This is a genomic window from Streptomyces sp. NBC_01571, from assembly GCF_026339875.1.
In the GTDB taxonomy this organism is placed as follows: Bacteria; Actinomycetota; Actinomycetes; order Streptomycetales; family Streptomycetaceae; genus Streptomyces.
The window spans coordinates 595,719-621,194 of sequence record NZ_JAPEPZ010000001.1; the positions used below are offsets into that span (position 1 = coordinate 595,719).

The following is a 25,476-nucleotide window of genomic DNA, read 5'->3' on the forward strand; positions in this document are numbered from 1 at the left end:
CCCTGCCCTGCAGGTCGGCGGGCTCGCCATCGGCGGCGGCCTCACCGCCGGCCGCGGCGAGGCGCACCGAAGCCACCGATGGATGGATGCCTACTCAGGCCAGGAGCCGAACTCGGTGACGACGGGGCTCCCACGGCGGCCGCCCTCGCCGGCACTCCCCGTGGCCGTCGCGGCCCGGCGGCGCACCGCGACCATGGCCACGTCGTCCTGCACCTCCCCGCCCGCATGGACGGTCAGGTCACTCATGAGGCGTTCGATCAGGTAGCACGGTTCATCCTCGGCGAGGAGCGCGAAACGGTCCAGTGCCGGGTAGAACGCACCCGCCCCGTCGCGAGTCTCCAGGAGGCCGTCGGTGTGCAGGAGCAGCGTGTCCTCCGGCTCGAATCGGAAGGTGTTCACCTGATAGGCCGCCCGGTCGCCGCCCAGGCCGAGCGGTGGTGCCGGCTGCGGCACTTCGAGGCAGTCCACGTCCGCTCCTTGGGAGCGCATCGCGTCGGGGTGGCCGCAGCTGATCACGCGGACGACGTGCAAGTCGTCGGGTATCTCCAGGACTAGAGCGGTGATGAACCCCTCCGCCGCGTCGTTGTCCGTCTCGCTGACCTGGTCGACACGGCGGCGCACACCGGCGTCCAAGGAGAGGGCGACATGCTCCAGTTGCACGTCGCGGTGCGCGGCTTCACGGAAAGCACCGATGACCGCTGCGGCGTCGTCGACTGCCGCCAAGCCATTGCCCCGCACGTCGCCGATCAACATGCGGACCGTACAGCCGACGCGTTCGGCGGCGTACACGTCACCGCCGATGTGTGCGTGGGCGGCTGCCGAGCGGTAGGCCGTGGCGATCTCCAGCCCTGCCATACGACGGGGCAACGGCGGGAGCAGCGCCTTCTGCGCTGTCTCCGAGACGGAGCGCACCGCACAGAGCGTTCGATGGTCCACGTCACGCATGCGCCGGACCACGAGGACCAGGACGCAGACGACCAGCAGGCCCAGGACGTCGATCGGGAGGCTCGGTGAGCTGGGCAGACCGTCGTCGGCGTCGACCGCCACCACGCCGAGACAGGCGAGGGCGGTCATGCTGACGGTGGTACGCGCGTTGTCCGCAGCGGCGGTGAGCGCCGGCACCGCCACCAACAACACTTCCAGGTGGACGTCCGCGGGGACGATCACGCCCAACAGGGTGACGCCGAGCAGTACGGCCGAGGCGACCACGACCGCGATGAGCGTTCGTGGCCGTACCGCCGGGAAGCTGACGGCAAGTCCCCCGGCGGTCGCGACGCGGTGCGTGCCTGTCACGATGTATGTCTGCTTCGTCATGAGAACCTCCTGCCACGTATGACATCTGGCTGGTCCGGCCGGCATGACCGGTGTCCGCCGGCGCCGGTGGGAAGCCTCGGTCGTGCGTCGTGTCATGCGCGTCGCCCCACCGTGGCTGATCGGGCAACGCTGCTGCGGGCCGGGCCGGTTGTCCGCCGGTCGACAGTCGCGTCCGTGGACCGCGAGCCTACGGTCAGGCCGAGAGTCGGCTGTTTTCCGCCGTGTGACGGCACTGGCCGGAGGCCTCCGGGTACCGGCGGGCGGTCGCGCTGCGCCGGAGCCGCGGTCGTCGGCGTGTCATCGCGGAACGCCGTCCTGGAGTTGTGCGAAGAGTTCCGCGTTGTGCGTGTAGTCGACCGGGACGTCGATGACCGTGATGCCGGGCTCGCAGAGCCCGACCGGGTCGAGGGACCCGCGCAGTTCGGTCTCGAAGTCGTCCATGGTCTCGGTCCGAATCCCTCTGGCGCCGAACGCGCAGGCGTACAGGGTGATGTCGCAGGCGCCGGACCGGACGCCGGAGGCTCTGCCGTATTTGCGATGCTCCTGGAAGGCCACCGTGTCGAAGGCGTTGTCCCGCATGATGACATGCGTGGCGTGGAGGCCCAGACGGGTGGCGGTCTCCATTTCCGGTGCGCCGGCCAGAAAACCGCCGTCCCCGGAGACCGACACCACCTGTGTCCCCGGCCGCAGCAGCGCGGCGGTCATCGCCCGTGGCAGGCCGACTCCCGGCGTCTGCGGGCCGTTGGAGAGGAGGATGCGGCGCGGCTGGTGTCCGCGGAAGTGACGGGCCAGGTAGAGGTGCGAGCCGGTGTCTGACACCACGGTGGCATCGTCGTCCACGACCTCGGAGATCTTCCGGATCACCGCGCCGGGATCGAGGCCGGCAGCGGTGGCCGGTGCCGTCCTGGCCTCCTCCTCGATGCGGGCCAGGGCGGTGTGCTGTTCGGCCAGGGCAGCTCGGGTCCGGTCGCTGATCGGCAGCCCGGAGAGCTCCCCCGACAGCTCATCGACCGTCGCGGCCACATCGCCCCGCAGTTCCAGAGCGGGCTGGTAGTGGCTGCCGATCTCGGCGGGCAGCGTGTCGATGTGGACGATCGTTCGGGCCGGGTCGGTGTTCCAGAGGCCCGGGTCGTACTCCACTGGATCGTAGCCGACGGTGATCAGTGCGTCGGCGTGCGTCACCATGGCGTCCCCCGGCTGGTCACGGAAGAGGCCGACCCGGCCGGCGTACTGCTCCTCCAGTGCGCGCGGGACAATGCCCGCGGCCTGGAAGGTCTCCACCACGGGCAGGCCGGTGACGCGGATCAGTTCACGCAGCGCGGTGCAGGCCTCGGTGTCCGCACCCCGCGCCCCGACGAGGAGGACGGGCTGCCGTGCGGCGCGGATGATCTGTGCGGCACGGTGGATGCACTCGGCGGGAGCGGGACCGTGAGACGGGTGCCTGTGCGGCTGGACGACGCTTGCGGCGGTGGGCGCTCCCGCGACGTCTTCCGGTATCACCACCGCGGCCGCGCCGCGGGGTGGGGTGACCGCTGCGCGCAGGGCGTTGGCGATGGCTTCGGGGACATGGTCCGGGTCGCGGACCTCGCAGGTGTAGGTGGTGACCAGTCTCAGTGCGGCGATGGCGTCCATCGACCGCTGGGTTCGCCTGAACCGGTCCCGGCCGGTCCCCGCCGCGCACACCGCAATCACGGGGTGCTGCTCACTCGTCGCCAGGAGCAGGCCGGTCATCAGATTGGCGGTGCCGGCTCCTGGGGTGGCCAGGACCGCTCCGGGGGTGCCGGTCAGCAGCCCGACAGCGGCGGCCATCACGGCCGCGTTCTGTTCGTGGTGGCACATCACAAGTTCGGGGCCTGCGACGGCGAGGGCATCGTGAACGGCGTCGCTCGCGCTTCCCGGGACACCGAAGACGTACGGCACGCCGTACTGGGAAAGGGTCTCGACCATGCGCTGGGCCGCGCCGATGGGTGGGGTGGGCATGCGCCCGCCGCCTTTCTTGGTCCTTGTGTTTGCGCAACGGTGTTGGCCATCGCCGCACAGGGGGTGCTGTCGCAGGACCGGCTTCGCGCTGTCGAGGCGTTTGAAGGCGTCCGAGCCGAAGTCGCCGCCGTTTCCAGAGAGTTCGCGGACCGTCACCTCGCCGCCTCATGCCGTCGGGCGATGTGGCGATCGTGTGGGACGGGCGCTCCGTCGGAGTCAACTCAGGACGACGTCCGGGCGGTGCGCGGGCAAGCGGCGGGCATGCCCATGGGCTGAATGCGCCGTGCCGGGACAGGGGGGAATCAGATGTGGTCATGGGCGTGATCATGGCAGTCCGCTCGCTTTCCGCGGTGTAGCACGCGGGGCGCGCCCGACGGTGTACCGCCGGCACGCTCCGGTGCCGCATCACTGGTAACCGCATCACTGGCAACGGTAGGCACACGCCCCCGCCCGGGGGCATCACGTGAATGCGTAGTCGTCTCCGCTAGCGGCGTCAGGGACGCTCTGTGACTCCGGGAACCGGCCGGCCGTCTCGCAGCAGCCCGGCAAGCTGCGTACGCGTGGTGACCTTGAGCTTGCGGAACACCTTACGCAGATGGTAGTCGACCGTGCTGGCGCTGATGAACAGCCGCGACGCGATCTCGGGGTTGGTGGCTCCCTCGGCCGCCAGCATCGCGACCCGTCTCTCCTGGGGGGTGAGCTGGTCACCGAACCGGGACCGGCGCTTGAGGGTGGGCTCGCCGGCTGCCGACAGTTCGCAGCGGGCCCGTTCGGCGAAACCGTCCATGCCGAACCGCACGAACATCTCGTGTGCCCGCCGTAGTTGGTCTCGTGCCTCAAGGTGGCGGCGCTCGCGCCGCAGCCACTCCCCGTACAGAAGATGGACACGGGCCACCACGGCACGCAGGCCGGTGCGCTCGAGCCGTCCCAAGGCCGTGCGGTACAGGTCCTCGGCATCCGGGCCGACGGCGAGCAGAGCCCGGCAGTGTGCCTCGACGCCCACCGCCCAGTGGCTGGAGCAGGGCCCGGTCGTCCGGCACAGCTCCCCCAGGGCCTCGTCGGCCAGGTCCTGGTGTCCGGTACGTACGGCCGCCTCGACGAGTTCGGCCAGCGCCCAGTTGCGGATGCGCTGGACGCTGGAATCGGCGCCGGCCAGGCGCGCGGATTCCAGCGCCTGCTCGTATCGGCATGCCCCGTTGTGGAGGACTGCGCCGGCCCACTGGAGGTAGGTCAGGGCCATGCCTTCGCCCCGCGCCATCGAGTCCCGGGTCGCGGTGTGGATAGCGGCAAGGGCCTCGTCGTCCCGGCCACGGAAGACGGCGAGCCCCACCTCGGCGTAGGGGACCGGGCCGGCACCGGTCATGAAAGTGACGTCGGCAGCCGTCTCGGCCAACGACGCGGCCTGCAGGAGTTCCCCGCCCAGCAAGTGCAGTCCCGCACGGGTGGCCGCCGCGACCGGGAGGATGCTGATCGCCCCTCGTACCTCGCACGATCGCACAAGCCGCGTGGCCAGCAGTCGCCAGGCCTCGTCGTCCCACAGCAGCCCGGCGCCGTGACCGGCCAGCCACAGCCAATACAGTTCCTCCTCCGGGGCCAGTTCCTCGGTGATGAACGCCGATACCGCCCTGCGCAATACCGGAACCGAGGCGCCGCGGCCTTCGACGACGAGGAGCGTCAGTCCGTCCAGCAGGAGATCCGAGGCGCGTGGCACCGACGCCGCGGGCAGCCGGCGAGCGCTGTGGGCGATCTCCGTGATCCGGCACTCGTCACCGAGCCGGCCGGCGAGCAGCGCCGCGGCCAGCGCTTGCAGATAGACATCCCTCGCACGGGAGACGTCGATGGACTCGAATCGGCGGGCCGCGCGCAGCAGCAGGGGGGCGGCTCCACCGCCGAAACTGCGGGCGAAGGCGATCTGCCCTCGCAGCAGCTCGCTGTTGGCGGCCCGCAGCTCGTTCTCGGGCCCCCGGTCCGCCAGCGTGAGGAGGCCCAGAGCGCTGTCGTACGCGCCGGCCTGCAGTTTGGCGCGTGCGGCACGCAGCGCCCGCTCCGCCCTGGCGGCCGGGTCGGCGGTGAGCGCGACCGACCGCTCCAGGAATGCCCCGGCGGCAGCGATACCACCACGTGCCAGGGCCCGGTGTGCCGACCCCTCGAGCTCCGCTGCGGCTTCCTCGTCGAAGCCGACGGCCGCGAGCGCGCGGTGCCAGGCACGCCGGTCCGGTTCCGAGGGGCCGGTGGCGTCCGCCAGAGCGCGGTGCGCCGCCCGCCGCTGCGACGGCGGCACCGCCTGATAGACAGCCGACCGCACCAGGGGATGGCGGAAGACCACCCGCGTGCCGATGGAGAGCAGCCCGTCGGTCTCGGCCGCCGCCGCGGCCGAGACCCCGATTCCCAGAAGGGCGGCCGCGCGCCACAGCAGTGCGGAGTCGCCGGTCGGTTCCGCCGCGGCCACCAGGAGCAGCATGCGGGTGGCCGCGGGAAGGCGGAGGACCCTGCTACGGAAACTGTCCTCGATGCGCCCCGGCACGGCTGCGGTGTCGGTCGGACCGAATCCGCCCGCGAACCCCGCGGCCGTCATGGTCCGGGGCAGTTCGAGCAGGGCGAGCGGACTGCCCCGGGCCTCCGCGGCGATCCGCTCCACGACCACCTCGTCCAACGGCACGTGCAGGGCCGAGTGCAGCAGGGCGCGGGCGTCCCCGGGGCCGAGCCCGGTCAGCACCACCTCCCGCAACCCGCGTAGACCGCCACCGGCGCGGCGAGTGGCGAACACGAGACCGAGGGGCTCCGCACCGACGCGGTGCGCCACGAACGTGAGCGCCTGTGCCGAACCGGGATCGAGCCATTGGGCGTCGTCGATCACACAGATCAGCGGTTGGCGGGCCGCCGCCTCGGACAACAACCCCAGTACGGCCAGGCTCAGCATGAGGCGGTCCGGCGCCGCTCCGGTCCGCAGCCCGAATGCCGCGGCCAGCGCGTCCTGCTGCGGTCCGGGCAGGTGCTCCAGCGTGGCCAGGAACGGCGCGCAGACCTGATGCAACCCCCCGAAGGGCAGTTCCGCCTCCGCTTCCACACCGGCGGCTCGCACCACGTGGAAGCCGACCGCGGTCAAGGCCATGTGGTCGAGCAACGCGGACTTGCCGATACCAGGCTCACCGACGACCACGAGAGCGCCACCCCGTCCGGCCTTGACGGCATCCTGCCAGCGGTCGAACAACGCGCATTCGGCACGCCGGCCCAGCAAATCCGCGGGACGCCCCGGGAGCTCCATGTCCCCAATCTACCTGTGGCGTCCGGTCCATACCTCTCCTACCTGGACTTATGCTCATCTGGCACCACCGGAGACGTGGGATCCGCCAACCGACCGGCTCGTGACGCGCACCGGGGCTTCGCCGGAGTCAGGGCACAGGACCGCGCGGCGGCATCGCGAGGGCAGCGGAACGGTGGTCACGAACCGGCCGCCCGCGGCGGACGCCGTGGGAGACGAGTCAGGAACCGGGTGTCGCCCGGCTCGGAGGTGACAGACAGGCTCCCGTGATGCCTGTCGGCAGCGGTCCGCGAGGAGAGGTCCCCGATCGGGCCTGGCCGTCCGGTAAGGCAGCGGTGCCCGGCTTTCCGAGGAGGGCGGGGCTCCGGGGGTGTGCGGGCGCGGCCGCGGCCGAGAAGCGCGAGGTCACTTTGGTGGCCGGTTCTCTCGCCTTCGACCGGAAGGACGACCAGGATCAGTGATCGTCAGCGGTGTGATCATGAGGGCGCTAGGTTGTGGTCGGAGGTGCCCATGCTGGAAGTTCTCGGGCTGGATCAGCCTGCCGAGGCGTTGTACATCATCCTGGTCGACAACCCGCCCATGTCCGCCGGGGAGTTGTGCCGCCGTACCGGCATCGAGCCCGACGCCGCCATCGCCGCCCTGGTGCGGCTGGAGGACGGCGGCCTGATATCCCGGCTGCCCGGCAGCCCGCCCATGTACACCGCGCTGCCGCCCGACCACGCCCTGGAAGTGCTTCTGCTCGCTCGCGAACGGGACATCCACCGGGTGCGTGCGCTGAGCGAGCGGCTGACGCAGCGGCACCGTGAGGCGCGTCGGAGCCGGGACTCGACGTCGCTGATCCAGGTGGTCACGGGCCGCGACGGCGTCGCTCGCTGCGGGCAGCAGTTGTTCAAGCGCGCCGAGCGGGAGATCCGCGGCATCGACGCGCCTCCCTACGCCCAGGCGAGCGACGGCGAACGCGTCAACTCCGCCACCGCCGTGGCCGGACGCAGCGTTCGCAGCCGCTTCATCCATGCCCGGGACACCCTCAGCATGCCCGGTGTCGTGGCGCGGGTGGAGGTCGACATCTCAGCGGGCGAAGAGGTCCGGTTCCTGCCCGAGGCCCCGATGAAGCTGATCATCGCGGACGACCAGGCAGCGCTGATTCCGCTGCTGGCCACACCTCAGGTGCTGGACGCGTGCATTTTGGTCCATCCCTCCGCCCTGCTCGACGCGCTGTCCACCCTCTTCGAGTCGCTGTGGGAGCAGGCGCAGCCCTACCTGCCCGGCAGGCCGGCGTCGGTCGGCCCGAACGAGTTCGTCAACGACGAGGAGCGGCGGATCATCTCTCTGTTAGCCATGGGGATGTCGGACGAGGCCATCGCCCGTCAACTGGGGATCGGCCACCGCACGGTGCAGCGCCGGGTCCAGGCCTTGCTCGGCCGGCTGGGGGCGGCGAGCCGGTTCCAGGCCGGAGTGCTCGCCGCCAGCCGCGGCTGGTGGCGGCCGGATCATGAACAGCACGCCGTACCGCTGGCGTTGAGCGGGGAGCCCGGACGCACCGGTTCGTGAGCGGCGGTGCGCGGGCCGGCCGGGACGCCCCGGCCGGCCCTGTCTCACCTCGCCCGCAGACGGAAGTCCGACGTGACCGCTCCCCCCTTCACCAGTCGGATCGACCGGCTCGCGGACCGGTAGCCGTCGGCCGACACGACCACCCGCACCGGCCCGCCCTTCGCCGGGAGCCACGCGGAGTACGTGCCGTCCTGGGCCGTCGTCGCGGTCAGAGTGCCGTCCGGGCCGTCGATGTCGATCGTGGCACCCGAGAGGGGAGCCGCCTCACCTGCGGGCGTGGTGCCCGTGACGGTCCCGGTCAGCCGGCCCCAGCCGGCGGGCGGCACCACCGTCATGGCCACCGGCAGCGACACCGCTCCGTACGGGGTGTCCGTGTCGACGACGAGCGCTGCCCGGTGTGCGCCGGCGTCGGCGGCGGTCATCGCCCCGGCGTCGAGGGTCAGTCGTATCCGGGCCGACCCGTGCGCTTCGACCGTGAGCTTCCCGGCCGATTCCGCGAGCCACGACACGTCGCCATGTGCCTGGTCCCAGCCCGGCAGTTCACGCACGGCCGGCTGCGGCACGCTGTAGGCGTCCATGCCGCCGATCGCGAACCAGCCGGGCGCCGACTGGGCACCGAGCACGGGTTCGGCCAGGTTGGGCAGCGCCGACCAGGTGTCGGTGGACGGGTCGTAGGCGTGCGCCTCGTTGGTCAGCGCGCCGGCGCTCACCTCGAACCCACCTGCGACCAGCAGTTGGCCGTCGGCCGCCGTCCCGGTGGCGCCCCAGACGTCGGCCGGGGCGTCGGCCACCCGATGCCAGGTCCCGTTCGCCCGGTCCAGCGCGTAGGTGTGGTCGGTGGCCTGCGGGGCGTGGCCGTCGGGCTCGTAGGCACCGCCCGCGCAGTAGGCCACGCCGTCCGCGGTGCCGCACACCGGGTAGGAGATCGGTTCCGGGTAGGGCGTGCCCGCCGACCAGGTGTCGGTCGCCGGGTCGTAGACCTGGACGTCGGCGGTACCGCAGTTGATCCGGTCGCAGCCTCCGATCACGTACAGCCGGTCACCGAGGACCACCGAGCCGGCGGCACCGTACGCCTTGGGCGCGTCCGCGATCTGCGACCAGGTGTCGGTGGACGGGTCGTAGACCTCGCCGCCCGCGATGGGCGCGCCCGAGGCGTCCCGGCCGCCGGTGACGTACAGCTTGCCGCGGATGAAGCCGTAGGCCGGACCGAGCCGTTTGGTGGCCGGCGCCGTGAGTGTGCGCCAGGTCGCGGTGCCCGGATCGTAGGCGGAGAAGGCACCGCTCCACTGGCCTCCCGGTGCTTCGCCGAGGCCGGCGTACAGCGTGCCGTCGTCGACCGCGGCGATGCCCGCGAAGGTCCCGGTCGGCAGGTCGGTCAGCGCGGACCATTCCCGCCCGGCCGGGGCGCGGGTCGCGGACGCCGGTGCGGCGGCGGTGCGCAGCAGGGTGTTCGGGGTGAGTGCCGCTCTCGTGTGCCGGGCCGGGGTGCCGGACAATGTCGCCGGAGTGCCGCCGAGACGCTGCTCGCCGAGCGAGACGGTGGCGGGCGAACCACCGGTGTTGTGGACGGTGACCGTGACGTTCTTCCTGGCGCCCCACGGCACGTTGGCCGTCACCGCCTGGACGTCGTAGCGCAGTTGTGCCGGGTGCAGCGTGAAGTCGGCCGTGGTGACGGTGTCGGGCCGCACCCTGACCGTGTCGGTGACGGGCGGGTATCCGAAGCCGGGCAGTCCCGCGGTGAATTTCTGTGGGCCCGTGCGCGGGGAGAAGAGCCAGTACAGGCCGTCGCTGCGCGCGGGGTCGCCCGGCGCGGCCACCATACGGCCGCTGTCGGCGGCCACCGCCGCGGCGGCGACGGTCGCGCCGAGGACGCCGTGGCCGGAGTTGGCGTCGTCGATCCTTCCGACCAGCAGCCCGCCGGGACGGGTGACCAGGGCGGGGGTTCCGACTCTCACGTCGTCGATCTGCCAGATGCCGGTCAGGGAGCCCGTGAAGTGGAACCTGACGCGTACCGACTTCTTGCCGGCGTACGTGGTCAGGGGCACCGTCTCGTGGGCGGGACCGGCGACGATGTCGGTCCGGTGCCACAGTGTGGTCCAGGTGGCTCCGCCGTCGGTGCTCGCGTCCACGTCGGCGGTCAGGTCGCCGACCCGGTAGAGCGACGGCAACGCCGTGTCGAACTGCAGCTCGGGGACCTTTTCGGCGCTGAAGTCGTAGCTGGGGCTGATGAGTTCGGTGTCGGCGGGTGCCCAGCCCAGGGCGAAGTCGTCCACTTCGGCGAATCGGCCGGTGCCGCCGGTCTGGTTGCCTCGGTTGAGCGGGTCGTCGAACTGCCAGCCCCCGGCCGCGGTGTTGTTGCGGACCGTCCATCCGTCGGGTGTGGCCGTGGTCGGGAAGGACTGCGACTCACCGCCGTGGTAGGTCATCCGGTACCCGGGGGCAAGCGTTCCCGCGGTGTCGAGCGGCAGTGTCAGGTCGGCGGTCCGCGGGGCGGACCGCACGGGGGCGGTGGTGTCGGCGGGGCGGTAGCCGGGATAGAGCGCCGTGGCGTGCAGCGTGTAGGTGTGGTTCTCGGGCACGCGGACGGTGTACCGGCCGGTCGCGGGGTCGGTGAAGAACGTGCCGGGCACGCCGTCGATCGTGAGGCGGGCGTAGACACCCCAGCCGTGTTGTCCGCCGTCGTGGACGGTGCCGGACAGGGTCTGTGAGGGAAGCGCGGTCAGCGCCACGTTCTTGGTCGGTGTGGCACCGTCGTCCACGCGGACCGTGCCCAGGTCGGTGTCCTTGTAGCCGAAGGCGCTGACCGTCAGCGCGTACGAGCCCGCCGGTATGTCCAGCCGGTACGCGCCCTGGGCGTCGGTGGTCGCCCGGTGGTCGCCGAGCGCGACCGTCGCGCCGGGTACCGGCCGGCGGGTGGCCGCGTCGGTGACCGAGCCGGCGACGGTGCCGTGCGGACCGGGACGGAAGGCGGTGATGCCGTCCGGTGTGCCCAGCCCGCTCGGTCCGTCGTAGCCGGGCCGCGCGGCGCAGGTGAAGGCGGGGGTGCAGTCGGGTGTCGGGCCGTGGCCGCACACCGAACGGTCGGCGCAGCTGGCGTCGTCGCCCCGGGTCACGTCGTGGAGGGCGCCGGGCGCCTGGTAGGGATAGGCGGCCGGGTATGTTCCGGAGACGGGGGTGCCGGCCAGCGCGTACACGCCGGCGATGATCGGCGCGGAGGCGCTGGTGCCGCCGTAGACGTTCCAGCCGCCGTCGGAGAAGGAGTTGTAGACCGCCACACCAGTGGCCGGGTCCGCGACGGCGCTGACGTCCGCGACCGAGCGGCCCGGGCAGTCGACGGACGACTGGAAGGCGGGTTTCGGCTCGACGTCCGAGCAGCCCGATCCGGGCGCGCCCCAGTGCTGCTGGCCGCCGCCGTCGACGGTGGTGGCGTTCCAGACCGACTCGTTCCAGCCGCGTGTGCTGCCGTCACGGACCAGTGAGGTGCCGCCCACCGCGGTCACGTACGGCGACGAGGCCGGGTAGCTGGCGCCGTAGCCGTTGTCACCGGAGCTGAAGACGACCGCGACTCCTGGGTGGTTGAAGTACGCCTCGTCGTAGGCCAGTTGGCCGGCGTCGTCGCCGTAGCCGCCCCAGGAGTTGGAGACGTAGCGCGCGCCCAGGGACACGGCGGTGTTCTCGGCCGTGCCCAGGTCATCGGAGGACGCGGTGTCGGCCTCGACGAGCAGGAGGTGCGCGTCGGGTGCGATCGCGGAGACCATGTCGAGGTCGAGGGATATCTCCCCCGCCCAGCCGTCGTCGGCGGCCGGGTAGGCGGCGGAGCCGTGTTCGTCCACCTTGCGGAAGCATCCGTTGTCGGAGGTGCAGGCGGGCAGCCCGTACTGCCTTCGGTAGACGGCGAGATCGGCCTCGGCGGTGGGGTTGTCGTAGGCGTCGACGATGGCGATCGTGGCCCCGGCCCCGCCGTCGGCCGGCAGCCCGTAGGCCGCGCGCAGTTCGGCCGGGGAGTAGCCGTCGGGGTCCGCCTGGCCGGCCCCGGCGCGGCGCAGGCCGCGCGTGGCGGGGACGTCGGTGCGGCGCAGGGCGAAGCACGTGAAGGAGCCGGGTCGGGGTGTGCCGCAGGCGGGCTCGGCGGAGACGGCGGGTGCCGAGGAGGACGACGGGTCGGACGCGGAGGGCGCGGCGAGGGCCTGTCCGGGCAGCAGCGCCACCAGGACGGTGAGGACGGCGGCGGCCACCGCGGCCACGACGGACCGGGGGCGGGACGGTCTGCGCCGCCCCGGTCCGGCGGGCGATCTGTGCAGCAAGGACGGCTCCAGGAGGTGACGGGGCAGGGGCCCGGCATGGTTCGACACGCGGGCGCTCGGCGGAAGAGACGTGTTGACCAGCACAAAACTCCAACCATTCGCATCGGCCGGTCAACGCGGACCGCTGGCGGTTTGACGCCGTGTCGTATTCACGCCTTCGACACATTCCGGTGAACGCGGGCCCGCAGCAAGCGCTTTTTGTCCGCTCAACGGACAGACGGAACGCACATTCTCTGCGAAACGCACCTGAATCACGGGCGGTAAACGCCTCGAGGGCACCTCGATACTGACGTTCAGTCACGGCGGTCACACAACGCAACTGATTGACACGCGAATTACTGGTCCCGCTAATTAGCCACCGGTGAATACCAAGACATTCACCGTCGCCCGAGAGCCGTGTACGGGTCGACCCCAGCAACCACGCATGGGAGTCACACGTTGCGCACCACAGGCACTACAACGCGAACCAGATCCCCTCTCAGACGAACGATATCCACCGGCCTGGCCGTGCTCGGCGCCACCGCAATGGCGCTGCTCGGCCTGCAGGCCCCGGCGTCGGCCTCGGATGCCGCGCCCGCCTCCGCCGCTGCCGCTTCGGACGGCGCACGCCCGCTCTTCGAGCCGACCTGCGCCGTCCCCGAGCGCAGCCACTTCTCCTGCTTCGCCCTGCGCCGCTCCGACGTGAAGTCGGTCAAGGGCGTGTTGCGGGCAGCCGACACTCCCGACGGCTACGGTGCCGCCGATCTGCAGAGCGCCTACAACCTGGCCGCCGACGGCGGTGGCGGGCAGACCGTCGCCATCGTCGACGCCTTCGACGACCCCACCGCCGAGGCGGACCTCGCCGTCTACCGCGAGCAGTACGGGCTGCCGGCCTGCACCACGGACAACGGCTGCTTCCACAAAGTCAACCAGCGCGGCGGGACCGACTACCCCGACCCCGACCCTGGTTGGGCCGGCGAGATCTCTCTCGACCTCGACATGGTCTCCGCGATCGCGCCCAACGCCCACATCCTGCTGGTCGAGGCCGACGACAACAGCTTCGAGAGCCTTTCCTCGGCGGTCGACGAAGCGGTCGCGCTCGGCGCCAAGTTCGTCTCCAACTCCTACGGCAGCGACTACCGCGGCGGCAACGGTGAGGACCCGTCCGAGACCACCACGCTGGACGCCCACTACAACCACCCGGGTGTCGCGATCACCGCGTCCACGGGCGACTACGCCTACGGCGTCGGCTACCCGGCGGCGTCCCAGTACGTGACCTCCGTGGGCGGCACCACGCTGACCCGGGCCCCCTCCACGCCGCGCGGCTGGACCGAGTCCGCCTGGAACCTCGCCGGCTCCGGCTGCTCACTGTACGAACCGAAGCCGGCGTTCCAGCACGACACCGGCTGTGACAACCGGGCCCTCGCCGATGTCTCCGCCGTCGCGGAGGACGTGGCGGTCTACCAGACGTACGGCAACGGCGGCTGGGCCGTGTACGGCGGCACCAGCGTCTCCGCGCCCATCATCGCCTCCGTGTACGCCGACGCCGGAACCCCCGTGACCGGCACCTACCCGAACTCCTACCCGTACGCGACGCATGCCGGGATCAACGACATCACCACCGGCAGCAACGGCACGTGCTCCCCGTCGTACCTGTGCAACGGCAGCGACGGCTACGACGGTCCCACCGGGCTCGGCACACCCGCCGGTCTGTCCGCGTTCCGCAGCGGCCCGCACGGCGTGATCTCCGGCAGTGTGACCGACAGCGCCACCGGCAAGCCCGTCGCCGGGGCCACCGTCAGCGCGGACACCAACGTCGCCCATACCGACGCCTCCGGCGCGTACTCCCTGACGGTGCCGACCGGTACCTACGACGTCAGCGTCCAGGCGTTCGGCTACGCCGACGGCTCGGCCGACAAGGTCGTGGTCGACGACGGCGCCACGCTCACCAAGAGCTTCTCCCTCACCCCGGTACCCAGCCGGACCATCGCCGGCAAGGTCGTCGACGGCTCCGGCCACGGATGGCCGCTCTACGCCAAGATCACCGCGGACGGCGTGCCCGGCTCCGTGTGGACCGACCCGGCCACCGGTTCCTACAGCCTCGACCTGCCCGAGGGGCACACCTACACCCTGCACGTCGCCACGGCCTCCACCGGCTACCGCGCCGTCACCAAGAAGATCGACGTCGGCGGCTCCGACCAGACCGTCGGCTTCTCCGTCCCTGTCGACTCGTGGGCCACCAACACGCCCGGATACCAGGTCCACGACAGCGGCAGCACCGAGCCCTTCGACGCCACCGACGCCCCGCCGACGGGCTGGAGCGTGGTCAACGCGGATGGCACGGAAGGCGGTTGGCAGTTCGACGACCCGGGCAACCGCGGCAACGGCACGGGCGGTGACGGGGCGTTCGCCGTCGCCGACAGCGACCACTTCGGCGGCGCGGCCACCCAGGACACCTCACTGGTGACCCCGGTCTACGACTTCACCGGCAAGGACAACCCGGAACTCGCCTTCAACACCCAGTACCAGCAGTTCACCAACCAGACCGCCGAAGTCGAGGCGACCGAGGACGGCGGCAAGACCTGGACCAAGGTCTGGACCGCGGGTTCGTCCATCTCCCCCGGCCAGCGGATCACCGTCCCGCTCACCGACTTCGCGGGCAAGTCCGCGGTGCGGTTGCGCTTCCACTTCGCCTCGCACTTCGGCTGGTGGTGGTCCGTCGACGACGTCCTCGTCGGCAACCGCGAGGCCACACCCACCCCGGGCGCCCTCGTCGTCGGCACCGTGACCGACGCGAACACCGCCACGGGCGTGGTCGGTGCCACCGTCACCAGCCAGGACAAGCCCGCCGAGCGGGCCACCACGGTCGCCACCCCCGACGACCCCAACCTCCCCGACGGCTTCTACTCACTGCTCTCGACCACCTTCGGCAGCCACACCTTCACCGCGGCCAAGTCCAAGTACACGTCCCTGTCCAAGGCGGCGAAGGTCGGCGCCGACAGCACGGTCACGGCCGACTTCAAGCTCAAGGCCGGGAACATCACCATCACCCCCGCCTCCGTCTCCGCCACCGTCGCCTGGGGCGGATCCAAGACGCAGAACCTGACGGTGAAGAACACCGGTGACGCGCCCGCGACGGTCAAGCTCGGCGAGCAGTCGGGCACCTTCACCCAGCAGGGCAAGGGCGCCGCGCTGCGGACCGTCAAGGGTGACTTCACCCCGCTGTCCAGCAAGGCCCATGCCAAGAGCAGCACGGCCAAGCCGGCCGCCGTCCCGGCCGACGGCCCCTGGCAGGCCGTCCCGGACTTCCCGGGCGCCATCATGGACAACGCTGTCAGCGCGTATGACGGCAAGATCTACTCGGCCTTCGGGTACACGGGATCGGCCGACAGCAAGGACATGTACGTCCTCGACCCGGTCGCCGGCAGCTGGACGAAGCTGGCGAGCGCGTCCGACACCCGCGAGGACCCCGCGCACGGCATCATCGACGGCAAGTTCTACGCCGTCGGCGGCTGGGCCTCGACCGGCAACCCCGATGCGAAGCTGGAGATCTACGACCCGGGTTCGGACAGCTGGACCACCGGCGCGTCCGCGCCCAAGCCGTACGCCGGCTCCGGCAGTGCCGTCCTCGACAACAAGCTCTACATGGTCGGCGGATGCGGTGCCGACTCCTGCGGCACCACCGACGCCAGTGTCTACGACCCCAAGACCGACACGTGGTCCGCGATCGCCGCGTACCCCGAACCGATCTCGTGGCAGGCCTGCGGCGACATCGACGACCTGCTCTACTGCGCGGGCGGTCTGAGCGCCAACAACACCGACGTGACCCACACCTACGTCTACGACCCGGGCACCGACAGCTGGTCACAGCTCGCCGACATGCCCGCCGCGCAGTGGGGTTCGGCCTACACCGCGGCCAACGGGCAGCTGTTGCTGGCCGGCGGTGTCGGCAACAACGCGCTCACCAACCGCAGCCAGGCCTTCGACCCGAAGGCCGGCACCTGGAGCGCGCTTCCCAATCCCAGCGTCCCCACCTACCGGGGCGGCGGCGCCCCCGGCTTCTACAAGATCGGCGGCGGCACGGCGCCCAGCACCCCGACGTCCAAGGCCGAGTTGCTGCCCGGCTACGACCAGACCGGTGCGGGCGACATCACCTGGCTGAGCGAAAGCACCCAGCAGCTCACCCTGGAGCCCGGCGCGAAGACGACCGTCACCGTCTCCCTGGACGCCTCGGTCCCCGAGGTGACCCAGCCCGGTGACCTGACCGCCGCCCTCACCGTGGGCACCGACACGCCGTACTCCGTGCCGCGCGTACCGGTCAGCCTGCACGTCAACCCGCCCAAGACCTGGGGCAAGATCACCGGAACCGTCTTGGGGGCCACGTCGTCCGGCGGCACCGCGCCGCTGGCCGGGGCGACCGTCCAGATCGACAGCTGGGCCTCGACGTACACCCTCACCACCGCGGCCGACGGCACGTACGCCCTCTGGCTCGACGCCCGCAACAATCCGCTGACCGTCATCGTCGCCAAGGACGGCTACCAACCGACCGTGACGACGGTGAAGGTCCAGAAGGGAGCGACGGTCACCAGCAACTTCACCCTGAAACGCAAGTAGCACAGCAAGTACGCAATGGCGCCGACGGCACGTGGAACCACCCCGCCGACGCACGCTCGGTTCGACCTGGGCATGAAGGATGGGCCGGTCCTCAGGGACCGGCCCACCCGTCCTTCACCGTCCTCCGTGGAAATACGTGCTGCGGCTGGTGGTCGGCCATGACCGGTGCCATGGAGCCGACGTCGAGGGTGTGTTCCACCGCCTCGGGGACGTTGTGTAACGCTGCGGTGTGCAAGGGGGAATCGGCCCTGAGCACGAGGATGCGTCTCCGGCCGTTCACACGGGGAGCGCCGGTACGAGACGGAACCTAATCCGTCACACGGAACCGGTGGCTCCCCGCGCCGACCGTGAAGCGGGCGTGTCCGTCCCTGCGTTCGCCGGCCGTCGCGCCCGCGGGGGCGTGTACCTTCTGGCGGCCGCCGACCGGTACGAGGACATCGGCGGTCGACCCCACCGGCACGTCGACGCGCAGGGTGAAGTGGCCCCGTGTCCGCGTCCACGACGAGGTGATCCGGCCGAGAGGTGACTCGACATGGGCGGAGGCGTGCGTCAGGTCGCCGACAACACGGGGGTGAATCGTCACCTTCGTGTAGCCGGGTGCGGTGGCCTCGATGCCGGCGACATCCTGGTAGAGCCAGTCGTCCACGGTTCCGAGGAACGCGTGGTCGTGCGAGCGCGAGTTCGCGTTCCACTCCTCCCACATGGTCGTGGCTCCGAGGCCCTCGAACCAGTAGCCCCAGCCGGGGTAGGTCGGGTTGGTGGCCACGGTGTAGGCGAGATCGGCGTGCCCGGCATCGGTGAGGACCGGAAGGAGCACTTTGGTGCCGAGCGCGCCGGTGTCCAGGTGGTCGGCGCGGGCCTGGATGTCGGCGACGAGGTGGTCGGCCACCGCTTGGCGGTGCTCCTTCGGTACCAGGCCGAAGCTCAGCGGGAGCAGGTTCGACGTCTGCCGGTAGCCGGCGGCCCGGTCGTCGTAGTAGGCCTCCTTGTCCCGGTTGTAGAAGGTGGCGTTGAAGGTGTTCTTGACCTCGGTGGCGAACGCGTCGAAGTGCCGCGCGTCGGCGTCGTGGCCCAGCGCCCTCGCCATTTCGGCGAGCCGTGTCGCGGTGAGGTAGATGTATGCGGTTCCCGAGAGCCGGGTGCCCTCCGGCGCGTTGGCGCCTTCCGGGGAGAGCCAGTCGCCGTAGCTGAACCCGGTGTAGATGCCCCCGGTGCCGGCGATGTCGTGCTCGTAGTACGCCAGCCAGGCCTTCATCCCGTCGTAGTTCTCGGCCACCGCCTCGGTGTCGCCGTAGTACCAGTACAGGTCCCAGGTGCCGAGTACGAAGCTGGCCGACCAGACCGGGTCCTTGACCTGTTTGCCCGACTCGGTGGTGGGCACGGTGGGGCCGATCGATCCGTCGTCGTTCTGGTCATCGCGGTGCGAGCGCAGCCAGCTCTCGTAGAAGTTCTGCATGTCGAAGTTCGCGATCGCCGAGTCCGCGTACAGGAAGCCGTCGGCCGTGTACGGGCGCTTCTCGTACATGGGTGTGTCGGTCGGGATCGAGTGCAGGTTGTTGAGGATCGTGTCGGCCTGCGCGTCCTGGTAGCGGTTCAGCAGATCGCTCGAGCTGGTGAAGCCGCCGGTGGACGCCACCGCCGTGTGGACCCTCGCCCCGTCGACCGACCGGAGGGTGACCCCCTGGGGTACGACGACCTGGGCATAGCGGAAACCGGCGTAGCTGTAGCTCGGCCGGTATTGCTCCACGCCGTCGCCCTTGAGGGTGTACGAGTAGGTCTGCAGAGCCATCCCGAAGGCGCCGGTGTTGTCGACGGTGCCGTCGGCGCGCAGCTTCTCGCCGTAGGTGACCGTGACCGTCGCCCCGGCAGGCCCCTGGACCCCGATGCCCGCCCAGCCGGCCGTGGGGCTGCCGAAGTCGTAGACGTGTGTGCCCGCGGCCGGAGTGGTGGTGTGCTCGGCCTTCAGGTGATCGGTCACCTCGACGGGCGGGAAGCTTTCCGCGCGAAGCGTGCCCTTCGGCCCGTCGACGCCCAGTGCGGGGCGCCAGGTGTCGTCGTCGAAGCCAGGGCTGTTCCAGCCGGACTGCTCCGCGCGGGCGTCGTAGGTCTCCCCGAACCAGAGCGACTGCGTGGTGGTCGGCCCGTCGGACACCTTCCACCCGCTGTCGCTGACCACTTGCCGGTGCGTGCCGTCGGTGTACGTGATGTCGAGTTCCAGCTTGAGCTTGGGCTCGCCCCACCAGGACGACGCCTTCCACTCGTCCGGGTCGGTCATCGCGTAGAAGCCGCGGCCCAGGCTGACCCCGATGGCGTTGCCGCCGGTGCGCAGCGCGTCCGTGACGTCGTAGGTCGAGTACAGGACGGTCTTGTCGTACACCGTGAATCCGGGTTCGAGTTCCCGGTCGCCGATGCGTCGGCCGTTCAGGTAGAGCTTGTTGTAGCCAAGGCCCGCGACATGGGCCCGCGCCGAGGCTATGGGCTTGCCCGCGGTGAACTCGTCCCGCAGCAGCGTCTCCGGTGGAGGCGGAGCCGACACCGACCGGCCCCAGGGGCCCGAACCGTAGACGGCGGTCTCGACGGCGTTCGGCCACGCCGCGTCGTCGTATCCGGGCTGCTCCCAGCCGTCGTCCGCGGAGTTCGAGGTCTTCCAACTGCTGTCGGTGACGAGGTCGGCCGGTGCACCCGCCCCCTCGAAGTGCAGACTCCCGAGCACACCTGCCGGCCCCTGATCGGTGTTCGTCGCCTCCACCGCGAGCACGTTGGTGCCCGTGTGCAGGTACGGGGCGATGTCGATGACGCTCGCGGTCCTCCAGGAGTCCGCGACGCGCGCGGAGCTCGTCACCTCGGCGCCGTTGACGAAAAGCGTGAAGCGGTCGTCCGCGGTCAGCTGCGTCTCTACCGTGCTGATCCGCGCCCCGGCGGGCAGGTCGAAGCTCCGGCGCAGGTAACGCGTCCCGGCGGGAGCGGAGTCGGACGGGTTGCCTTCGGGATACCAGATCCAATGCGCGTCGTCGAGCCGCAGTGCGGGCGCTTTCGCGTGCGCTCCGATCCACGCCCCGTGGAAGTCGCCGGGGTCGACGAAAGCCGTCTCGAACCGCGCCTCACCGCTCCACGGCGACGCCTTCCCGGCGGGGTCCCAGGACCGTACGCGCCAGTAGTAGCGCGTACGGGACGCGAGAGCGGGACCGCCGTACGCCACGTCGAAGGACCGGGAGGAGCGCACGCGCCCGCTGTCCCACACCTCTCCCCGGCCGCCGTGCGACGTCGACACCTCGACCTCGTAGGCCACTTGCTCGGCAGCGGTGCGACCGTCCGTGCCGCGGGCCGAGGTCACCTGCCAGCTCAGCCTCGGCCGGGGGACGTCGACACCCAGTGGCTGGACCTGGTGCTCGACCCGGAGCCCGCTCACCGCGAGCGCCGACCCGCCTGCCGCCAGGCCCTGTTGGAGATCCGGGTCGGACACTGCCGCCGCACCGGGTGTGGACCCGAGCCCTGACGCGGCCGCTACGAACGCCAGCATCAGCCCGACGGCCACCCTGCGCTTCCTCACGCTTGCCTCCATCGACGGCGGACGGTTCGGCGTGCGCGTGTACGCCGCCTCCCCGAGCGAGTGAAACGTTTCAAATCCCTTGTATGTCACTCAACCACAGGCGTCACGACGGGGACAAGATGTCGTCGGCGGACCCGTCCGCCCGGCGGCCGAACCATGTCTCGGACGGGACCGACTCCGGCACCACGCACGGCTTCCGCATGATCACCACGCCGGCGATCTCCGCTCTCCCGTGGGCGTTTTCACGCTCACGGACGCGGGTGGCCGACTCACCGACCCGGGGAGCAGGTTGCCCTACGACCGCTCCGCGGGTTTCACCGTGCACGGCACGGGATTCGAGGGCGGGCCACTCGCGGGTTCCTTCGACTACGTCATTGCGATCAACTACAACCACGAGCCCGGCACCTCCCCCCTGGACTGGACCCGCCCGATGGGTGCCGGCAAGGGGGGCGGCACCTGGCTGCACGTCGACCACGGTGGCCCCACGCACGGATGCGTCAGCCTCGCCGACGGCCGTATGAGAGAACTGCTGCGCATCCTCGACCCTGCCCAGCACCCGGCGATCGTGATGGGCGACGCGGCCTCTCTCACCGCCTGAGGAATGGGGCGAGGTCGTGCCCCTGTACGTGACGCTCGTGGACGAAGGCCCGCCGACTGCGGGCCGTCACCCCTAGCTCGGTCAGACGGTGCTGACCACCTGCTCGTATGCCAGACGTGGGGAGCGCGTGAACCACGCGTCCTCGCCCGGCCTGCCGATGTTGACGACGGCGAGAACCGAGTGTTCGCCGTCGCTGAAGAACTCCTTGTCGATGCCCTCGGCGTCGAAGCCGGTCATCGGTCCTGCGGCCAGGCCCGCGGCACGGACGCCGATGATGAAGTAGCCGACCTGCAGAGACGCGTTGAGTCTCGCGGACCGCTCGCGGACCGCGCGCTCGGCGAAGAGAGTCTTGGCCTGTGGGAAGTGCGGGAACTGGCTGGGCAGTTCCTCGTGGAACTCCAGGTCAGCGGCGAGTATGGCGACGAGCGGGGCGGCCGCGGTCTTCTTGCGGTTGCCCTCGGACAGGTGCTCGCCCAGACGCTCGCGCGCCTCGGCGGAACGGACCAGCACGATACGCAGCGGCTGCTGGTTCATCGAGGTGGGGCCGTACTTGACCAGGTCGTAGACCGCCTCGACCTGGTCGTCCGTCACCGGCTCGTCGGTGAAGGTGTTGGCGGTCCGTGCCTCCCGGAACAGGAGGTCCTGGGCAGCGGGATCGAGCGTGAGGGACATGATGGACCTCTTACGGTTGAGTGTCTGTGGTTTCTCGGTGCCGGCGAACTGCGAAGCAGAGGAACTGGGCGCTGACACCCAGCAGGTACACGGTGGTCGTGGACGTCCCCACGAGCCCCCACAGGAGGGGCCCTGAACAGCACCGGGCCAGCGACAGACCGGCCAGCGCGGCGCAAGCCGCCATGGGCAGGTGGAAGGCCGCCCAGATCCGCGTACCGGCCGGAGCGGACCTGCCCGGCGTCATGGGGGCACCACCGTGTGCGACCGCGGCCAACGCGACGAAGGCGAGCGTCGCGCCGGCGAGGAGCGCCAGGACGTCGGGTGTCCCTGGGGCGCCACGATCGGACGACGTCACCGCCGTGGCGGTCCACAGGGCCAGGGTGTACCCGTGCGGGGCCGCGCTCGCGGTCACGGTGTCCCGGAGTCGGCCGCGGTATCCGCGCCGCCGGTCCGTACGGGCATCGGGCCCGAACACCCTGGAACGCGGCCGGCTATCCGTCCGCGACATGGATGACGGCCTTGCCACGCGGGCGCTCGTCCGGGCCTCGGCGTCGGTGGGCGCGTGCCGCGCGCGTGGTGTTCGTGGAGCGCGTCGTGTTCATGAGGTGGTCACCTCCTGATGAGTGACGGCGCCGTCCTGGAGGCCACGCCGTTGCTGCCAGCATCACGGGTGGTGCCGCACTCGGGCGTCACCCATTCAAGGGATCCTCGCCGTCGTGTCAGACGCTCGGTGCACCGCTCAGTCGACTTCGTCGGCGCTGATGGCCCGCTCGATCGCCAGTCGGGTCAGCTCGACCCGCGAGTTGATGCCGAGCTTGGTGAAGATGTGCTTCATGTGCGTGTTGACGGTGTGCACCGACACGTACAGCTGGTCGGCCATCGCCCGGTTGGTGAGTCCCTCGACGACGAGCGGGATCAGTTTCCGCTCGGACTCGGTCAGGCGTCCCAGCCCCGCGGGGCCGGCTGTGTGGTTCCGCACGGGGGCGGTGCGCACACCGAGCCGGCGCAGGCGTCGTCTGACGCGTTCCTGGTCCCGCCCGGCTCCCGAGACAGATGCCAGCCGGCCTGCTTCCTCGAAGTACGGGATCGCAGGGGTCGTGTCGGCCGATTCCGCCATGAGCTCGCCCAGGTCCTCGCAGGCCGCTGCCAGGGCCAACGGCCTGCCGGTGCTCCGGTAACCGGTGATGGCGGACTCCAGTGCACGGGGGTCACGGTCGACCAGGCCGTCCACATGGGCGCGGACAGCCCCGATGATCTGCGGGCACCCGTCCTCCGCGGCCAGGCCGCGCAGCGCGCCGGACACGGCCCGCGCCAGCGACGGGTCCTTGTCGCGGAGCGCGATGCGCACGATCCCAGGCCAGTGGGACGGAGGTACCGCCAGCAGTCGCGCCGGCTCACGACTCTGGAAACCTGCCGTGAGTGCCGCCACGGCTTCGCCGTCCTCGCCCTCCGCGTCCGCCAGCGCGGCGCGCGCGAGGGACACCCAAGGGCCGTACCGCTGCGTCGTGTTCGTGCCGGACCCGGTTTCGGCCGCGCGGAGGTGGTCCCTGGCCCTGGTGAGGTCACCGCGTCCGATCTCCACCAACACCAGTACGGAGCGTGCCTGCGGGTTCTGCAGTGTGATCTCGAGTTCGCCCGCCACCATCAGGCTGGCCTCGGCCTCCACGGCCGCGTCGTCCAGCGCTCCCTGTTCGAGGAGCGCGCAGGCACGGGCGGCATGCCAGTGGGGTAGGGACCAGCCCAGGCCCAACGCCTCCGCCTCGCGCTGTCCCTCCCGCAGCACGCGCTCCGTGTCCGCGAGCCGGTCGGTGGTGGTCAGCACGGTGGCCAGCCACAACGCCGGGATCCGCGGGGGCCGCAGGTAGCGCGCGGCGGACTGGGTGCCGGCGCGGCGGGTGGCTTCCTCGGCGAACTCGAGGGCGCGGGCCAGGCGCCCTCGGTAGAAGGACGTCTGCGACTGGAACACCATGGCGCTGACGATGACGGCCGGGTCCTGGCTGCGGTAGGAGGCCTCGACCAGCCAGGGCCCGGTCTGCTCGGCAGCGGTGATGTCTCCGAGGTACACGTGGCCCGTCGCCTTGGTCTTCAGCAGCCGGACGCGCAGGTCGGACGGCAGTGCGGGAAGGTCGAGTGCCTGCTGGAGGTGTGTCATCGCGGCGGCGTCGTCGCCGGCGGCCTGGTGGATCTCGGCGGCCACCAGGCGCAGGTTCGCCTCCTGGAGCGGCTCGAGACCTTCCGGCAGAGTGGCGTCGACCAGGTCGAGCGCCTCGTGCACCCGGCGGGTCCGGCCCAGATACTCGGCGGCGTCCGTCAGGAGGGGGATGCGGCGGCGGTCGTGCGGGGGCAGCAGTCCGGCGACCCGCTGGGCCAGGTCCGCGGCCGCGTCGGGGGCCGACGACGACAGCTCCCGTACGGCGGTGGTCAGCGTGGTCACGGCGTCGTCGTCGACGGGGCCGCCCGACATGACGACGTGCCAGGCCACCTCGGCCGATCGCGCTCCGCGCAGACTGTCGGCCGCCTCCCGGTGCAGAGCCATGCGTACGGCTGGCGGCAGGTTCTCGTGAACGGCCTGCCGGATGAGGTCGTGGCGGAAGGCGAGTCGCGGGCCGTCGGCCGAGAGCAGACCGGCGTGCAGGGCCGCCTCGATGCCCGACAGCAGGCTTCCGACCTGCCTGCCGAGCATGCGGGCGGCCGTGCCGAGGTCGAATTCGCGGCCGAGGACGGACCCGATCTGGAGCAGACGTACGGCATCCTCCGGGAGCCGGTCCAGGCGCGCGGCGATACTCCGCCGGAAACTGACGGGTATGCCGTCGTGCAGGAGGCTCGCCTCGCCCGCCTCCATTTTGGCGGCATCCGTGTCGGCGAACGCGCGGACCAGTTCAATGGCCAGGAAGGGATTGCCCGCGACGGCTCGCAGGAGCCTGGCCAGACCGGGTGACGGCCTCGCTCCGAGGACGTCCGCCGCGATGTCCTGCAGTTCCTGCTGGGGCAGGGGGCCGAGGGTCAGCCAGCTGGCTCCGAGGCGTTCGAGGTCGTCCCGCACCCTGGCCACGGTCGGTCGCTCGGTGTCCGACCGTACCGCCAGTACCCAGAGGATCCGGGAAGCGGACAGGCGTCCGGGCAGGGTGCGAAGGACGAAGAGCGTGGCCGGGTCCGCCCATTGCGCGTCGTCCACGAGGACGGCCACCGGGGCGTGCTGTGCCCGGTCCTCCAGGGCGTCCGTGATGCTGTCCAGCAGCCAGAGCCGCTGGTCGTCGGTGGCCGCGGCGGCTCGGCCGGAACCGTCGGAGGACTGCAGGGCGGACTGCAGTGCGGCTCCCGCCGCGTACTGGTCGAGTTCGTCGGCCCGTACCGACACCACGTCGAAACCGGACCGCCGCCCCATCTCGTCCAGTTCCCCGAGCAACCGGCTCTTGCCGACGCCGGGCGCGCCTTCCACGACGACGCAGGCACCCCGTCCGCCACGCACCGTGTCCAGCGCCTCGCGGACAGCCGTGATCTCGCGGTCCCGTCCTCGCAGGCGCAGACCGGTCACGGCCTGGTTCCCCTGCCCGCCTGCTGGGTCGCCGGCGGCGTCTGTGCTGCTCATGGGGCAAGCATCGCTCACGGCCGCGTCTGTCCTCAACGCCGGTTTCCCGGTGATCGCCGGTTT

General features: G+C 71.1%; 10 protein-coding genes and 1 pseudogene. 3 read left to right on the plus strand and 8 right to left on the minus strand.

Annotation, left to right across the window (positions count from 1 at the left end):
• Positions 1-90 precede the first annotated feature (90 nt).
• The 3 genes from OHB41_RS02765 to OHB41_RS02775 all read right to left on the minus strand — a co-directional run bounded on the left by OHB41_RS02765 (position 91) and on the right by OHB41_RS02775 (position 6,559).
• On the minus strand, positions 91-1,314 hold the full coding sequence (locus OHB41_RS02765) for a PP2C family protein-serine/threonine phosphatase (protein ID WP_266696332.1): 1,224 nt from the start codon (positions 1,312-1,314) through the stop codon (positions 91-93).
• A 297-nt stretch (positions 1,315-1,611) separates the two neighbouring features.
• Positions 1,612-3,294 (minus strand): acetolactate synthase AlsS, encoded by a 1,683-nt coding sequence (alsS, locus tag OHB41_RS02770; protein ID WP_266696333.1) that lies wholly within the window; start codon positions 3,292-3,294, stop codon positions 1,612-1,614.
• 493 nt (positions 3,295-3,787) lie between these two features.
• Complete coding sequence (locus OHB41_RS02775; protein ID WP_266696334.1) at positions 3,788-6,559, minus strand: helix-turn-helix transcriptional regulator; 2,772 nt, start codon at positions 6,557-6,559, stop codon at positions 3,788-3,790.
• Between the two features lie 507 nt (positions 6,560-7,066).
• Here OHB41_RS02775 and OHB41_RS02780 point away from each other — a divergent pair.
• Entirely contained in the window at positions 7,067-8,107 is a 1,041-nt protein-coding gene (locus OHB41_RS02780) for a helix-turn-helix transcriptional regulator (RefSeq protein WP_266696335.1), read from the plus strand.
• Positions 8,108-8,151: 44 nt separating this feature from the next.
• Here the strand turns inward: OHB41_RS02780 and OHB41_RS02785 are convergent, their stop codons facing one another.
• The gene (locus OHB41_RS02785) at positions 8,152-12,411 is read right to left on the minus strand and encodes a carboxypeptidase regulatory-like domain-containing protein (RefSeq protein ID WP_266696336.1); all 4,260 of its coding nucleotides are present in this window, start codon (positions 12,409-12,411) and stop codon (positions 8,152-8,154) included.
• A gap of 525 nt (positions 12,412-12,936) precedes the next feature.
• On the opposite strand from OHB41_RS02785, the gene OHB41_RS02790 reads away from it, so the two are divergent.
• The gene (locus OHB41_RS02790; protein ID WP_266705616.1) at positions 12,937-17,004 is read left to right on the plus strand and encodes a carboxypeptidase regulatory-like domain-containing protein; all 4,068 of its coding nucleotides are present in this window, start codon (positions 12,937-12,939) and stop codon (positions 17,002-17,004) included.
• Between the two features lie 307 nt (positions 17,005-17,311).
• On the opposite strand, the gene OHB41_RS02795 is transcribed toward OHB41_RS02790, so the two are convergent.
• A complete protein-coding gene (locus OHB41_RS02795) occupies positions 17,312-20,554 on the minus strand; it encodes a family 78 glycoside hydrolase catalytic domain (RefSeq protein WP_266696337.1) in 3,243 nt (1,080 codons plus the stop codon).
• 202 nt (positions 20,555-20,756) lie between these two features.
• On the opposite strand from OHB41_RS02795, the pseudogene OHB41_RS02800 reads away from it, so the two are divergent.
• A pseudogene (locus OHB41_RS02800) lies at positions 20,757-21,152 on the plus strand (L,D-transpeptidase family protein); the annotation flags it as partial.
• An 81-nt stretch (positions 21,153-21,233) separates the two neighbouring features.
• On the opposite strand, the gene OHB41_RS02805 reads toward OHB41_RS02800, so the two are convergent.
• From OHB41_RS02805 to OHB41_RS02815, 3 genes are all read right to left on the minus strand, one after another.
• Positions 21,234-21,824 carry a malonic semialdehyde reductase gene (locus tag OHB41_RS02805; protein ID WP_266696338.1) on the minus strand — a complete coding sequence of 197 codons (591 nt, stop codon included), beginning with the start codon at positions 21,822-21,824 and terminating at the stop codon, positions 21,234-21,236.
• A 10-nt stretch (positions 21,825-21,834) separates the two neighbouring features.
• Positions 21,835-22,236: a hypothetical protein gene (locus OHB41_RS02810; protein WP_266696339.1), complete on the minus strand. Its 402-nt coding sequence runs from the start codon at positions 22,234-22,236 to the stop codon at positions 21,835-21,837.
• A gap of 327 nt (positions 22,237-22,563) precedes the next feature.
• A complete protein-coding gene (locus OHB41_RS02815) occupies positions 22,564-25,413 on the minus strand; it encodes a helix-turn-helix transcriptional regulator (RefSeq protein ID WP_266696340.1) in 2,850 nt (949 codons plus the stop codon).
• Between the last annotated feature and the right edge of the window lie 63 nt (positions 25,414-25,476).

Excerpts from the sequence above, each read along its gene's own strand:
- OHB41_RS02765 (WP_266696332.1), bottom strand. The coding sequence starts at position 1,314 with ATGACGAAGCAGACATACATCGTGACAGGCACGCACCGCGTCGCGACC.
- alsS (WP_266696333.1), bottom strand. The coding sequence starts at position 3,294 with ATGCCCACCCCACCCATCGGCGCGGCCCAGCGCATGGTCGAGACCCTT.
- OHB41_RS02775 (WP_266696334.1), bottom strand. The coding sequence starts at position 6,559 with ATGGAGCTCCCGGGGCGTCCCGCGGATTTGCTGGGCCGGCGTGCCGAA.
- OHB41_RS02780 (WP_266696335.1), top strand. The coding sequence starts at position 7,067 with ATGCTGGAAGTTCTCGGGCTGGATCAGCCTGCCGAGGCGTTGTACATC.
- OHB41_RS02790 (WP_266705616.1), top strand. The coding sequence starts at position 12,937 with ATGGCGCTGCTCGGCCTGCAGGCCCCGGCGTCGGCCTCGGATGCCGCG.
- OHB41_RS02805 (WP_266696338.1), bottom strand. The coding sequence starts at position 21,824 with ATGTCCCTCACGCTCGATCCCGCTGCCCAGGACCTCCTGTTCCGGGAG.
- OHB41_RS02815 (WP_266696340.1), bottom strand. The coding sequence starts at position 25,413 with ATGAGCAGCACAGACGCCGCCGGCGACCCAGCAGGCGGGCAGGGGAAC.